Genomic DNA, 12,777 nt, shown 5'->3' with positions numbered 1-12,777 from the left:
AGCGGGGCGACCGCTTACTGGCGTCGAAGCGGGCCGGCGACCACGAGCAACAGCGCTGCTTCACCGCCGCGTGGCACCCAACCGTAGACGTGGTTCAACATGACGTACGTGACCAGCCCCAGGAAGAGGCTGAGGCTCCAGGCGGCCGCGGCGATACGGCCGACCCGTGCGTGGACGGTCTCGCGCAGTTCCGCGGGCGTGTGGGTGAGCCCGAGCACGACTGCGTGAACGACGACCGGGACGGAGATCGCCGACAGCAGGATGTGGATCGCCAGCATCACGATGTAGGCGGTCCAGACCGCGCCGCTCGCGAGGATCTCCTTCTCGAAGCCGCCGCCGACCTTCACCAGGTACATCACGAGGAACGCGAGGATGAGGGTGAACGCGGTCAGCATCGCCGTCCGGTGGCGCTGGATCTGGTCGTGCTTGATGAAGTAGACGCCGGCGACGATCGCGGAGAGGGCACCTGCGTTGACGACCGCGATCGCGTCGCTCAGGAGGACGACCGTGTCGTTGGAGATGTCCGGGAGGGGCAACACGCCGCCGAAGGCACCGAACACGAGGGCGTACCCGACGATCGAGACGACAGCGGTGATAACTGCGGGTCGCGAGCGGGCGCTGGTCCGGAGTTGGTCCGTGACTGCCATACCCGACCCTTGGCGCGAACGGGTTTCTGTGTTCTGGAACGTGAGGAAACGCCTCGACGAGAGAGCCCGGCCGCCTCAGGCGAACGTCCGCGAGATGTCTTCGTCTTCGGTCTCTTCCTGCTGGATCTTCTCCCAGGCGTCGTAGAAGTCCGACATCTGGACCTCGGTCCTGTCGTCGCGGATAGCGAACATCCCCGCTTCCGTACAGATCGCCTTCACGTCGGCACCGGAGGCCTCGTCGATCTCCGCGGCGAGTTCCTCGAACTCGACGCCGTCCGCGAGGTTCATGTCGCGGGTGTGGATCTGGAAGATCTGCCGGCGACCCTCCACGTCGGGTTTGGGAACTTCGATGAGGCGGTCGAACCGGCCGGGCCGGAGGATCGCCCGGTCGAGCATGTCGAAGCGGTTGGTCGCCGCGATGATCCGGATCTCGCCGCGGTCGTCGAACCCGTCCATCTCCGAGAGCAGTTGCATCATCGTCCGCTGGACCTCCGCGTCACCGGAGGTCTTCGACTCCGTACGTTTGGCCGCGATAGCGTCGATCTCGTCGATAAAGACGACGGCGGGCTCTTCCTGGCGAGCCAGGTCGAACAGGTCACGGACGAGCTTCGACCCCTCGCCGATGAACTTGTGGACCAGTTCCGAGCCGGCCATCTTGATGAACGTGGCGTCGGTCTCGTTGGCCACTGCCTTCGCGAGCATCGTCTTCCCGGTGCCGGGCGGGCCGTGCAGCAGGACGCCGCTTGGCGGGTCGATCCCAACGTCTTCGAACATCTCCGGGGACTTCAGCGGCATCTCGACGGTCTCGCGGACCTCGTCCATCTGCTCTTCGATCCCACCGATGTCCTGATAGGTGACCGACGGCGACTGGTCGACCTGCATCACCCGGGCGCGAACGTCGGTTTCGTCGTCGAGTTGCTTGACGATCGAGAGGGAGTTGTTGACGGCGACGCGGTCGTCGGGCGAGAGATCCTCGCGCATCTCGTCGGTGACCTCGGTCAGGGCCTCCTGATTGTTGCCGTGCTGTTTGATGATGACACCCTCGTCGGTCAGTTCCTGGACGGTCGCGACGAACAGTGGCGACTGTTTGAGCTTCTTGTTCTCGTGGGTGAGCCGTTCGAGCTTCTGCTGGTACTTGTTGTTCTCGGCGTTCGCGTCGAGCAGCTTGTCCCGCATCTCCTCGTTCTGTGATTCGAGGACTTCGAGCCGTTCCTGCAGCGCCTCGATCTTCTTCTGCTGTGAGGCGTTCTCGTCGTACGGTAAGTCGACATCGTCGACGGTGTCGGTCATTACGCCCGGTATAGTAGATGAACGGTTATGAGGCTTCGGGTCGTCTGAACTGACTGATAGCGCGGTGTCGAGCCGAATCGGCAGCTTTCTTCTGTCCGGACAAGTACGCCGGCATATGCCATCCGAACGCGAAGACGTGATCGTCGTCGGCGGCGGTGTCGCTGGCCTCTCCGCGGCGATCTACACCGCCAGAGCCGGCCTGTCGACCCGAATCGTCTCGACCGGCGAGTCGATCCTCGGACGGAACGCCCACCTGGAGAACTACCCCGGCTTCCCGGCGGGGATCAACCCCCGGCTCCTGCTGGAACTGATCCAGGCACAGGCCCGCCGGGCCGGCGTGTGGTTCATCGACGGGGAGGCGACCGACGTGGAGCGAACGGACGGCCGGTTCCACGTCACCCTGGCCGACGACGAGGAGTACGACGCACAGTACCTGATCGCCGCCTCCTGGGCTGACTCGTCCTACCTCGACGGGCTCGATATCGAGACGATCGATCGGGGCTCGAAGGAGTTCGTCGGCGTCGACGACTGCGGCCGGACGGGCGTCGACGGGCTCTACGCTGCCGGACGACTGGCCGAGCAACACCACCAGGCCATCGTCGCCGCCGGTCACGGCGCACAGGTCGGCTTGACCCTGATCGAGGACTCGGGCGTTGACTTCTACCACGACTGGACCGCCCCGGAGGGGTACTTCACCGATCGGGGGCGTGAGGTCCCGCCGGGCTGTGAGGAGATCGACGAGGCCGAACGGCAACAGCGAGAAGAGGAGTCCCTGGAGATCATGCGCCGGTACTTCGAACAGCCCATGCCCGGCGAGCCGACGCCCCATCCGAGTCTCGCCGACGACGAGTAGCTCAGCCCTCGGAGTCGTCGGTCTCGGTTGGGTACTCGAAGGCGGAGGCGCCACCATCGCCACCCTGCTCCCGTTCTCGCATGCTCTGTCGGGTGAACTGTGGCTTCGCCCGGACGCCTTTCTTCGAACGGAACGACCACCACAGCGCGCCGGTCAGTAACAGCGCGCCGCCACCGGCGACGCCCGCGCCGGTCAGCGAGGACTCGGCGTACAGCAGCGCAGTCGAGAACAGCGTGCTGGCGAGCACCATCCCGAGGATGAGCCGCTTGGTCATCGCCGCCAGCAGGCGGTCGGAGTCCTCCAGGTCAGCTCTGACGTGGAGGTCCTCGCGTTCGACCCGGTCGAGCACCGATTCGAGTTTCGGCGGGATACGGACGGCCGACCGGGTGGCGTCCTGGAGTTCCCGCTGACGGTCCTCGATGTAGTTCCGGACGCCCTCGGCGAGGTACCCCTCCTGGCGGAGGTAGTCCGTCGCCACGGAGATGAAGTCGAACTCGGGGTCGAGCGTGACACAGACACCCTCGACGACTGTCGCCACCCGGAGCACGAGCGCGAGGTTCGAGGGCAGTCGCAGGGGGAACTCGTAGATGGTGTCCTCGACTTGCTGGATGATCTGCTGGACGCGGTACTGTTCGATATCCTCCCCGCGCGCGTCCGCGATGGCAAGCTCCATCACGTCGCCCATCACCTGCCGGTCGGCCTCGGGGGAGAGCGTCCCCATCTCGATCAGCGCGTCGAGGATCGCGTCGATGTCCTGGTCCGCGACGGCGGCGTAGAAGTCGACGATCTTGTCCTGGACGAACGAGTCCACCCGGCCCGACATCCCGAAGTCGTAGAAGACGAGCGTCCCGTCGTCCTGAACGGCCAGGTTCCCCGGGTGGGGATCGGCGTGGAAGACCCCGTCGTCGATGATCATCTGGAGGTACGCCCGCTGGAGCGTCTCCGCGAGCCGGGTCCGGTCGAGGCCCCGCTCGTCGAGGTCGTCGATGTCGTTGATCTTCGTTCCCGGGACGTACTCCATCGTGAGGACCCGCTCGGTGGAGTGGCTCTCCGTGACCTCGGGGATGCGGACGCGGTCGTTGCCCGCGAAGTTCGCCCGGATCTCGGTGAGCATGCGCGCCTCCCGTTCGTAGTCCATCTCCTCGCGGATCGTCTTCGAGAACTCGTCGGCGAGCGTCTCCAGCGAGAACGAACGGGCCTCCCCGACGAAGTACATCAGCGCCGGGAGCGACCACTTGATGACACGGAGGTCGGCCTCGACGAGCGCCTCGATCCCGGGCCGTCTGACCTTCACCGCGACGGGGTCGCCGTCGATCCTGGCGCGGTAGACCTGGCCCAGCGAGGCGCCGCTGATCGCTTCCTCCTCGAACTCCGCGAAGGCGTCGTCGATCGGTCCGAGTTCGTCCTCCAGGACCTGCCGTGCGGCCTCCCACTCGGCCGGCGGCACGCGGTCCTGGAGCTTCGAGAACTCCTCGATGTACTCCGGCGGGAGGATGTCCGGCCGGGTCGAGAGGAGCTGTCCGAGTTTGATGAACGTCGGCCCGAGCGTCAACAGCGAGTCGAGCAGCGCCTGGGCCCGCTTGCGGCGCTGTTCGCTCGTCACGGGGCGGGACCGGCCCACCACGATGAACCGATGGCGGTCACGGGCGTACGCGAGCAACAGGGGCAGGAAGTGGCGTGCGACGACGAAGAATCGCCAGTACGCGCGGAAGTTCACCAGCAGGCCACCCCGAGATCAGTCCTCGTCGATGGGAACCGTAGTACTCGGCGCGGCCGTGGCCTTGGGGAGCCGGAGTTCCAGGACGCCCTTGCGGACGGTCCCCTCGGCACCCTGTCCGGTCGCGTTCGGCGGCAAGGGGAGTTCGGCGTCGAGAAACACCGAACGGTCCTCCTCGACGAACCGGAACTCGCGGGGCACGTCCTTGCTGCGCTGGCCTTCGATGACGAGTCGGCCGCCCTCGACACGGACATCGATCGTGTCGCTGGTGACGCCCGGGAGGTCCAGGACGAGCAGATATGCGTCGTCGGATTCGAGTACGTCCGCGAACACCGCGTCGGGGAGGTCACGTAACGCCTCACGCAGCGCTGACATACACGGCCGTAAGGGACGACCCTCGTTAAACCCGACGGTCCCGGCCGGTCAAGCGAAGAGCCCGACGGCGAAGAGTGCCGCAAACGCCACCACCGCGAACCCCAGGCCGGCCCTGAGGAGCCCCTTCCGGGCGATTCGCCAGGCGGTGCCCCGCTCGTCCGTATCCGAGATGACGAACACTGGTGTTCCCGCCCCCGTGCCGACGACGGCGTCGACGCGGTTGCTTCCCCACTCGGCGGCCGGCCCACGGCGCGCCAGGCCGTAGACGTAGACGTGTTCCCCGGGGTCGAGCCGTCGTTCGATAAAGCGCTGTTTGTTCCCGACGGCCAGTTCCGTCACGACGAGATCCAGCGTCCGGTCCTGTTCGTCGACCGCGTCGGAGGCCGCGACGTACCGGGCGAGACTCTCGGGCAGTTCGGTCCCCGGTGGGACGGTCACGGAGTGTGAATCCAGGCGGATGTCGGCGCCTTCGGGGTCGACGCGCACCCGGTCGGTGGTGTCGTCGACGAGGAAGTTCACGCCGCCCATCCCCTCGTCGAGTGTCTCCCAGTTGGAGTTCTTGCCCGAGGAGCGGAGCTCCTGGACCTCGTAGGTGTAGGCCAGGCAGTCCGTACCGGTCAGTGGCGACCTGACAGTGCCGTACTCGTCGTCGGTGACGGCGGTCCCCTCGATTTCGACGGGCCCCGTGTAGCCGTCGAGCGTCCTGATCGGGACGGGGTCGTTCCGGAGGATGTGAAAGACCGTGTACAGTTCCCGGCCGCCGACGAAGAAGAAGTACCCACCGACAGCGGCGATACCGAGGAGGATCAACTGCGGGACGACCATACACGCAGTGGCGACGTGCAGGCTGATAAGCGTACACGCTCCGTGTCACCCCGACGCGGGGTGCTTTTGCGGGTCGGGACGTAAGTGCCGACATGGCCCACCCCCCGGAGCCCGACGACGACGCGCTCGCGCTGGAGACGGCACGACGAGAGCTCGGCAGTTACGCGGTCCCGGTCGACCGGACCGACCGCATCCCGCTGTCGGTCGCCGTCGGGCGCGTGCTGGCGACGGACGCGACGGCCGTCGACGCGGTCTCCGACGCCGGGATCGACCCCGAGACGCCGGTGTTCGAACGCGGTCACCAGATCCGACCCGCCGACGTTGGGCTGTTGCGAGCGGCCGGCGTCACCGAACTGCTCGTGTATCAGCGCCCGCAGGTCGGGATCGTCCCGACCGGCGACGAACTCGTCCAGCACGGCGCCGGGGCCGACGAGCGCGTCGAGACGGCCGGCTTCACCCTCTCCCAGTACGTCGATCGCTGGGGCGGCAAAGTGACCTACCGCGACCCCGTGGCCGACGACAGGCCGGCACTGCGAATGGCCGTCCAGCGCGACCTCACACGGGACGTGCTCGTCGTCACGGGGACGACGCCCGGCGACACGCTCCGGGGGGTCGTCGCCGACCTCGGGACGGTGCTGACCGACGAACTCCGCCTCGATCCCGGTCGCCGGGCGGGTCTTGCGGTCGTCGAGGACCGGCCGGTGGTGTTGCTCCCCGAGGAGCCGGTTTCGGCACACGTCGTCGCGGTCCAGTTGGTGCGTCCGCTGCTCAAGAGCTTCGCCGGCGCACCACTCACCGACCACCCACACCGAACCGTCACCCTCGCCGAAGGGGTCTCCGTCGATCGCGACGCCCGAGCGTACGTCCCGCTCGCGGTCGAGGACGACGCCGCGACGCCGCTCTCCGGGAGGGGGCTGGGAACGGTCACCGGTGCGGACGGGTGGCTCACGGTCCCGGCCGGCGAGGCGCCGCCGGCCGCCGGATCGGACTGCGAGGTCGAGAACTGGGACTACCTACCCTGATCAGCGCAGGTCGAGCAGTGACGTGACCTGCCGGTCGCCCCAGACACAGCGGCCGTCGACCTCGGGTGGCCGGCGCTGGACGTGGATGCCGTCGAGTCCGGCGTTGCGCGCCGCACCGATGTCGTCGGGGTCGTCTCCCACGAGGGCACCCGCAGGCTCGGTCCCGCCGTCGGTCATCAGCCGTCCCGAACCGTCGAGCAGTCCCAGGTCCCGCATCGCCCGCTCGACGGGCGTCGGGTCCGGCTTCCAGCCGATCTCGTCGTCACAGCAGACCACCGTATCGAACCAGTCGGCGATGTCCAACGCCTCCAGGACCGGGCCGGTGAGGTAGTCCTGGCAGTGCGTGACGAGGCCCAGCGGGGCGTCACACGACGCGAGGAACTGTTCGGCGTCGTCGTAGAGATACGTCGCTTTCGCGCGGTCGGTGGGATTCTCGACTTCGTGGAACACGTCCCAGAACTGGTCGGGATCGATCCCCCGCCGGGCGAGGAAGTCGTCGCGAGCGCCGCCGAGACCGTACCACAGGACTCTGGCGTCCTCCTCGGAGAACCCGACCCCGAGGCGGTCGCCGACCTCGCCCATCACCGCTGTCGGATACGACGGCTCGATGTCGACGAGCGTCCCGTCGAGGTCGAACAGCCAGAAGTCGTAGTGGTCGGTTGTCATGGGGACTACTGTATAGGGGAGTATCTGATAAAGGTTTTCGGGCCCTTCTACCGAGGTAGTCGACAGATATCGGCCGTAGACGGTTCCTAATCGGAACGTACTACTGTGCGTGTCACTCTCTCACTCGACACGGATCGAGCTTCCGAGATACTTCGAGAGGACTTCGGTGACCGAGTCGGCGTTGAACAGGTCCAGATCGGCGGCGATCGCGGTTTTCAGTTCGTCGAGGTGCGCCTCGCTCGTCTGGAGTTCGCTGAACGCGACCGACTCGACGGGCACGCCCAGTTCGGACTCGACGATCGACCGGAACTGCGAGTCGTCGACCAGGTCGCCCCGCCAGCAGTTGTCCCGAAAGAACAGCCAGCCCGGCTCACCCGGTGGATCGGCCCGGCGATAGACGGTCGTCTCGAACCGATCGGGCTCGGCCGCGACACCACCGGGCGTGTCGAGCCGGAACCGTACTCGAAAGACGTAACGCGCCGCTGCCTCGCGGGGGTCCGCCGGTGGCACGGCTCAGTCGTAGATACCGTCGAGTCGCTCGGCGAGGTCGATGTCTTTCTGGGTGATCCCGCCGGCGTCGTGGGTCGTCAGCCGGACCTCGACCTCCCCCCAGGAGATCGTCATCTCGGGGTGGTGCCAGGCGTCTTCGGCCAGCCCCGCGGCGGCACCGAGAAAGCCCGACGCGTCCAGGTAGCCGTCGAACTCGAAAGCACGGACGATCTCGTCGCCCTCTCGGTTCCAGCCGTCGGGGAGACGCTGTGCGATCTCGTCGTCGGAAAGCAGGTCTGCCATAGCTGAACGCTGGACTGCCATCCCGAAAACGGTTGTGCCGGTCACTCGTCGGCGTCGATCGCCCGGCGGAGCTTCCACTGCGCCCAGAGGACGCCCACCGTCACGACCGCCAGCGCGACGACCGCCCAGACCGGCAAGACCCCGCTTGTGGCGCCGGTCCAGATAGCGAACCCACCGAGTCCGAGCATCACTATGCACCCGTACGTGAACACCTGTGCCAGCCGCCGGTGGGCGCGACGCTGCTCCTCGTCGTACCCGGTCACCTCCAGTAACCCGCCGATCGCGACGGCGACGAAACCGGCGCCGACGACCAGGGGCGTGATGCTGACCATCGGCTCAGTCGTCGGCCAGTTCGTCGAGGACGGCGTTGGGGATCTCGTCGCGCATCCCGTCGGGGATGTCCTCGGGGTGCATCTCCTCGACGAACTCCGGCGGTGAGGACTGGTCGTCCCCGCCGAAGTCGGGATCGAACAGTTCCAGCGCGGTGTGGATCGTCGACCAGTCGTCCTCCTCGGCGGCGTCTCTGAGACTCCGGGTCGGCGCGGCGAGCAACTGCGAGACGATAGCGTCGGCCATCGACTCGACGACCTCGCGCTGGTCCTCGTCGAACTCCGCCGCCGAGAGCGCGGTGTTGAGTTCGGCGGCCTTGACCTGCTCGGCGCTCTCGTACATCGTCGAGATGACCCGGTCGGCCCGCTTGCGCTTGTACTGGGTCAGCAGGTGCTCGAACTCCTCGTCGACGAGCCGTTCGACCGCCTCGGCCGCCTCGCGCCGCTGTGTGCGCGTCTCCTCGGTGACCGATTCGAGCGCGTCCAGGTCGTAGACCGTCACCGACTCGAAGTCGGCGGCCTCGGCCGGGACATCGCGGGGCTGGGCGATGTCGACGACGGCCGTCTCGCCGGCGTCCTCGAACGCCGCCGCCTCGAAGACCTTGTCGTTGCTTCCGGTCGCGGAGACTACGACCGTCGCCTCCTCGACGGCGGCGTCGAGCGCGTCCAGCGCGACCGCACTCGCCTCGGTGTCGATGGCGTCCGCCAGGTGTTCCGCGTGCGGGACCGTCCGGTTGGCGACGATCACCCGATCGACGCGTTCTGCGAGCGCGACCGCCGCGAGCCGTCCCATCTCGCCGGCACCGACCACGAGCGCGCTCTCGCCGTCGAGGTCCCGGTCGGACCCGACGAGCCGGACCGCAGCGGAGGCCAGCGAGACGACGCCCTCGTTGATCCGCGTCTCCGAGCGGGCGCGCTCGCCGACGTGGATCGCTTTGGTGATCCCGTCCTCCAGGACGGGGCCGATACCGCCGACACCGCGGGCCTGCTCGTAGGCGGTCCTGAGCTGACCCAGGATCTGGTCCTCGCCGAGGACGATCGACTCCAGTCCGGCGGCCACGCGGAGCAGGTGGCGGAGGCTCTCCTCGTGATCCATCACGACGGCCGCGTCGTCGTCGAGGTCCTGTGTGAACAGCTCCAGTGCCGACACGCCGACCTCGTGAGAGGCGGCGACGACGTAGCCCTCGGTCCGGTTACACGTCTGGAGGGCCAGCGCCTCCTCGACCCCCGGTCGGGACAGCAGCGTCTCGACGGCGAAACGCTGGCTGTCCGTGGCTGCGGCTTCCAACTGATCCACGGTCGCGTGCTCGTGGGACACGCTCACGCCGACGATGACTCCGTGTTGCTCTCTCACGCCGTCTCACCCGGTAGATCCTCGATCACGGCTGCTAGTACTTGTTCGGGTTTGGGTTCGCCCCTATCTAAAGCCTTCCAAAGCTCTCGGTTTCTGACAACGGCCCGGACGATGTCCCGCCGGCGGGCCGGGTCGACCTCCCGGTCCTGAAGGTCCTCGCGCAGGTCCCCCACCAGCGTCGCCATGTCGCCGGCCGAGCCGAACTGTGCCTCGAACTCCTCGCGGAGGTACTTCGACAGCGCGGGCGCGCGACCGCCGGTGGCGACGGCGAGCGTGACGGGGTCGTTCCGGACCGTCGCGGGCACCGCCACGTCGTCGACCGCGCGCTCGCCGTGGTCGTCCGCGCGATTGACGAGCGCGCCGGCCTCGCGTGCCGCTGCCGCCGCCGCGTCGTTGAGGTCCCCGTCGTCGGTCGCGGCGACGACGAGCGCCGGGTCGGTCCGCTCGATCCACGCCGCGATGCCGTCCGCGTCGGGTGCTGCCCGCACGCGCTGGGCGTCGCCGAACTCCCGGTCCGCGAACTCGGGACTGACGACGACGACGCGCGCCTCGGCCCCGAACCGCCGCGCCTTCCGCGCGCCGACCGGTCCGCCGCCGACGACCAGCACCGTCTCGTCGGTGAAGTCGTGCAGGAGGGGGATCACGGTTCGGTTTCCGCGGCGGTGCCGGTTCCTGTCCCCGCCTCTGCGTTGGCGCGCGCCCGCTCGTCCAGCCTGATGCCGGTCTTCTTGAGGATCCGCGTCGAGAACAGCGTGTCCCAGTCCTCGTCGCCGACAGCCCAGTACTGCGCCATCCGGTCGTGGACCTGCTGGATGCGCCGGTCGCTCTCTGCCTCGCTGCGGCCGTGGGTCATCGCGAAGAAGTTGTACGGCCAGGCCCCCTCGTGGCGGGGCCGCTCGTAGCAGTGGGTGACGAAGTCGAACTCCGCGATCGCGGGGCCAACCTCGTCGACCACGTCGTCGGGGACGTTCCAGACGGTCATCCCGTTCTCGCTGTAGCCCAGCGCGTAGTGGTTGGGGATGGCGCCGACCCGGCGCACCTTCCCCTCCTCGTTGAACCGCTTGATCGTCTCGACGACCCACTCCGTGTCCGCGCCGATCTCCGCCGCCACGTCGGCGTAGGGCGTCTCGGTGATCGGCAGGCCGTCCTGGATCGCCAACACGAGATCGAGTTCGTCGGCCGTCAGCGACCGGCGATCCGTCGGTGTCACGTCCGGGCCGGCCGCCGAACAGTCGACGGCCTGGGTCTGTGGTCCCTCGACGGGGAACTTCGCGCCGACGTGGAACTCCTGTTGTTTGGGGAGGTTGTAGGTCGCCTCGCCGGTCTCGGCCTCGATCTCGGCGAGTACGTCCTCGACGCGGTCCTCGTCGGCGACCGAGAGGACGAACCACATGTTGAGATGCGGGTGCTCCCGTTCGTAGTTGTGGGCGACCTCGGGGTGGTCGTTGATCAGGTCCGCGTGCTCGTCGTAGCTGTCCGGCGGCGCGTGTGTCGCCACGAGCGTCGCCGTCCCGCCGATGGCCTCGGCGTTGATGAGCGCGCCAAATCGGGTCAGTACCCCCTCGTCGTCGAGTCGCTGGACCCTGGCGAGAAGCGCCGCGGCGGTCACGTCGATGCCGTGGTCGGCCAGCGCGTCGGCGGCCGGTTCGAACGGGCGTTCGACGACCGGGAACCCTCCCTGGAAGGCGTTGAGAATCGCGCGGTCGACCGATTCGAGGTCCGCTGTCATACGACGGTCTCGGGTCTGGGTAGACATAAGCCACCCGGACGCCACAACGACCGGAGAGCGCCAGAGGGCTTTACTGGGTCCCGACCTAACAGCGTACGTGACGATCTCCACGCTCGAACTGGGATTCCGACTGTTCGTCTTCCTCTGCGTACTGGTCGCCGTCCCGGGCTCGTTCATTCTCATGTTCCGGGTGCTCGACTACGCCGCGAAGGACACGCTGATCGAACAGTTCTCGGGCGGGCAACGGCCCGACGCGGGGCAGCTGAACGCCTACTTCGAGCAGGCGGCCGTCGAGGCGGTCACCTGCCGGATCTGTGGCTCGGCGAACGGCGTCGACTACACCTACTGTCACAACTGCCAGGAACGCTTACAGCACTGAGTCGGTCTACTCGCCCTCGACGCCGGTGACCACGTAGCCCCGGTCTTCGAGGTCGGCCAGCAGCCCCGCGTGGTCGGCACTCGCCTCGTAGTAGAAGACCAGGTCGAACGACCCCTCACGGAGCAACTGCTGGCACTCCCAGACGAACGACTCGTCGTCCAGTGTCAATCCCTGGTGCTGGTTCGAGGCGAACTCCGGGTCGTCGCTGCCCGAGTAGACGAACGTGTCAGCGGGGTCGTGACCCGCCGCGGCGGCGATGCGCTCGCCGACATCGATGGTCGCCTGCATCATCTCGATCTCGTCGCTGCCGTCGTACTCCGTGTGGACGATAGCGCCGTTGAGTTCGATGTCGCCGGGTTCGAGGAGCTGTTTCGTCCGTCGGTAGAGATCCTCGTCGAGCGCGTCTGCGTCAGGCATGGCTGGACCTGCGTCCCGGTCACTCTAATGCACTTCGCATTGGCAGTCGCTCGAAGAATGCCGCACGGAGTCGGTCCGCCGACGGCCCGTTACCGTCGGGTATCAGTACCAGTGGACGCGGGTACAGAGACCCGTCTTACAGGCGCTTCAGATTGGTTGCCCGAGGGCCCTTATCTGCCTGCTCGATGTCGAACTCGACTTCCTGACCCTCTTCGAGGTCGGGACCGCCGACGTCTTCCATGTGGAAGAACACGTCTTCGTCAGCGTCGTCAGTTTCGATGAATCCGTAACCGCCAGTGTCGTTGAAGAAGTCAACCGTACCGGTCGCCATTGCACTAGTACACACGACGCCGGGGATATATAAAATGTGTGCCCGCACTGT

At 67.3% G+C, this 12,777-nt stretch carries 17 protein-coding genes; 3 read left to right on the top strand and 14 right to left on the bottom strand.

Annotated elements, in window-relative coordinates:
• Nucleotides 1-14: 14 nt before the first annotated feature.
• Nucleotides 15-647, bottom strand: coding sequence for a DUF420 domain-containing protein (locus P1L40_RS17170; RefSeq protein WP_284008832.1), 633 nt, complete (start codon nucleotides 645-647; stop codon nucleotides 15-17).
• Nucleotides 648-722: 75 nt separating this feature from the next.
• A complete protein-coding gene (gene pan1, locus P1L40_RS17165) occupies nucleotides 723-1,937 on the bottom strand; it encodes a proteasome-activating nucleotidase Pan1 (RefSeq protein ID WP_284008830.1) in 1,215 nt (404 codons plus the stop codon).
• 115 nt (nucleotides 1,938-2,052) lie between these two features.
• On the opposite strand from pan1, the gene P1L40_RS17160 reads away from it, so the two are divergent.
• Nucleotides 2,053-2,790, top strand: coding sequence for an FAD-dependent oxidoreductase (locus tag P1L40_RS17160; RefSeq protein ID WP_284008828.1), 738 nt, complete (start codon nucleotides 2,053-2,055; stop codon nucleotides 2,788-2,790).
• A gap of 1 nt (nucleotide 2,791) precedes the next feature.
• Here the strand turns inward: P1L40_RS17160 and P1L40_RS17155 are convergent, their stop codons facing one another.
• Genes P1L40_RS17155 through P1L40_RS17145 form a run of 3 tightly spaced genes read right to left on the bottom strand, consistent with a single transcriptional unit; the run spans nucleotide 2,792 to nucleotide 5,707 of the window.
• The gene (locus tag P1L40_RS17155; RefSeq protein WP_284008822.1) at nucleotides 2,792-4,507 is read right to left on the bottom strand and encodes an ABC1 kinase family protein; all 1,716 of its coding nucleotides are present in this window, start codon (nucleotides 4,505-4,507) and stop codon (nucleotides 2,792-2,794) included.
• 18 nt (nucleotides 4,508-4,525) lie between these two features.
• A complete protein-coding gene (locus P1L40_RS17150; RefSeq protein ID WP_284008821.1) occupies nucleotides 4,526-4,882 on the bottom strand; it encodes an Hsp20/alpha crystallin family protein in 357 nt (118 codons plus the stop codon).
• Nucleotides 4,883-4,930: 48 nt separating this feature from the next.
• On the bottom strand, nucleotides 4,931-5,707 hold the full coding sequence (locus P1L40_RS17145) for a GIDE domain-containing protein (RefSeq protein ID WP_284008819.1): 777 nt from the start codon (nucleotides 5,705-5,707) through the stop codon (nucleotides 4,931-4,933).
• 92 nt (nucleotides 5,708-5,799) lie between these two features.
• Here P1L40_RS17145 and P1L40_RS17140 point away from each other — a divergent pair, with 92 nt between their 5' ends.
• Nucleotides 5,800-6,729: a molybdopterin-binding protein gene (locus P1L40_RS17140; protein WP_284008818.1), complete on the top strand. Its 930-nt coding sequence runs from the start codon at nucleotides 5,800-5,802 to the stop codon at nucleotides 6,727-6,729.
• Here P1L40_RS17140 and P1L40_RS17135 read toward each other — a convergent pair whose 3' ends face one another.
• The 7 genes from P1L40_RS17135 to ahbB all read right to left on the bottom strand — a co-directional run bounded on the left by P1L40_RS17135 (nucleotide 6,730) and on the right by ahbB (nucleotide 11,599).
• The gene (locus tag P1L40_RS17135) at nucleotides 6,730-7,395 is read right to left on the bottom strand and encodes an HAD family hydrolase (protein ID WP_284008817.1); all 666 of its coding nucleotides are present in this window, start codon (nucleotides 7,393-7,395) and stop codon (nucleotides 6,730-6,732) included.
• 120 nt (nucleotides 7,396-7,515) lie between these two features.
• Complete coding sequence (gene lwrS / locus P1L40_RS17130) at nucleotides 7,516-7,905, bottom strand: LWR-salt protein (RefSeq protein WP_284008815.1); 390 nt, start codon at nucleotides 7,903-7,905, stop codon at nucleotides 7,516-7,518.
• A 3-nt stretch (nucleotides 7,906-7,908) separates the two neighbouring features.
• Nucleotides 7,909-8,187 carry a 4a-hydroxytetrahydrobiopterin dehydratase gene (locus P1L40_RS17125; protein ID WP_284008813.1) on the bottom strand — a complete coding sequence of 93 codons (279 nt, stop codon included), beginning with the start codon at nucleotides 8,185-8,187 and terminating at the stop codon, nucleotides 7,909-7,911.
• 41 nt (nucleotides 8,188-8,228) lie between these two features.
• On the bottom strand, nucleotides 8,229-8,519 hold the full coding sequence (locus P1L40_RS17120) for a hypothetical protein (RefSeq protein ID WP_284008811.1): 291 nt from the start codon (nucleotides 8,517-8,519) through the stop codon (nucleotides 8,229-8,231).
• Nucleotides 8,520-8,523: 4 nt separating this feature from the next.
• Entirely contained in the window at nucleotides 8,524-9,870 is a 1,347-nt protein-coding gene (hemA, locus tag P1L40_RS17115) for a glutamyl-tRNA reductase (protein WP_284008810.1), read from the bottom strand.
• Complete coding sequence (locus P1L40_RS17110) at nucleotides 9,867-10,514, bottom strand: precorrin-2 dehydrogenase/sirohydrochlorin ferrochelatase family protein (protein ID WP_284008808.1); 648 nt, start codon at nucleotides 10,512-10,514, stop codon at nucleotides 9,867-9,869. Before P1L40_RS17110 ends, hemA begins: the two co-directional genes overlap by 4 nt.
• A complete protein-coding gene (gene ahbB / locus P1L40_RS17105) occupies nucleotides 10,511-11,599 on the bottom strand; it encodes a siroheme decarboxylase subunit beta (RefSeq protein ID WP_284008806.1) in 1,089 nt (362 codons plus the stop codon). The genes P1L40_RS17110 and ahbB overlap by 4 nt, the downstream gene beginning before the upstream one ends.
• Nucleotides 11,600-11,696: 97 nt before the next feature.
• Between ahbB and P1L40_RS17100 the strand changes: the two genes are divergently transcribed.
• Nucleotides 11,697-11,978, top strand: a complete 282-nt coding sequence (locus tag P1L40_RS17100; RefSeq protein WP_284008805.1) for a DUF7577 domain-containing protein — start codon at nucleotides 11,697-11,699, stop codon at nucleotides 11,976-11,978.
• Nucleotides 11,979-11,984: 6 nt separating this feature from the next.
• On the opposite strand, the gene P1L40_RS17095 is transcribed toward P1L40_RS17100, so the two are convergent.
• On the bottom strand, nucleotides 11,985-12,395 hold the full coding sequence (locus P1L40_RS17095; RefSeq protein WP_284008804.1) for a DUF5778 family protein: 411 nt from the start codon (nucleotides 12,393-12,395) through the stop codon (nucleotides 11,985-11,987).
• Between the two features lie 136 nt (nucleotides 12,396-12,531).
• Nucleotides 12,532-12,726: a cold-shock protein gene (locus tag P1L40_RS17090; RefSeq protein ID WP_162319255.1), complete on the bottom strand. Its 195-nt coding sequence runs from the start codon at nucleotides 12,724-12,726 to the stop codon at nucleotides 12,532-12,534.
• Nucleotides 12,727-12,777 lie beyond the last annotated feature (51 nt).

The sequence above is a fragment of the Haloarcula pelagica genome (assembly GCF_030127105.1).
GTDB lineage: Archaea > Halobacteriota > Halobacteria > Halobacteriales > Haloarculaceae > Haloarcula > Haloarcula pelagica.
This window is presented reverse-complemented; position numbering and strand designations above follow the sequence as displayed.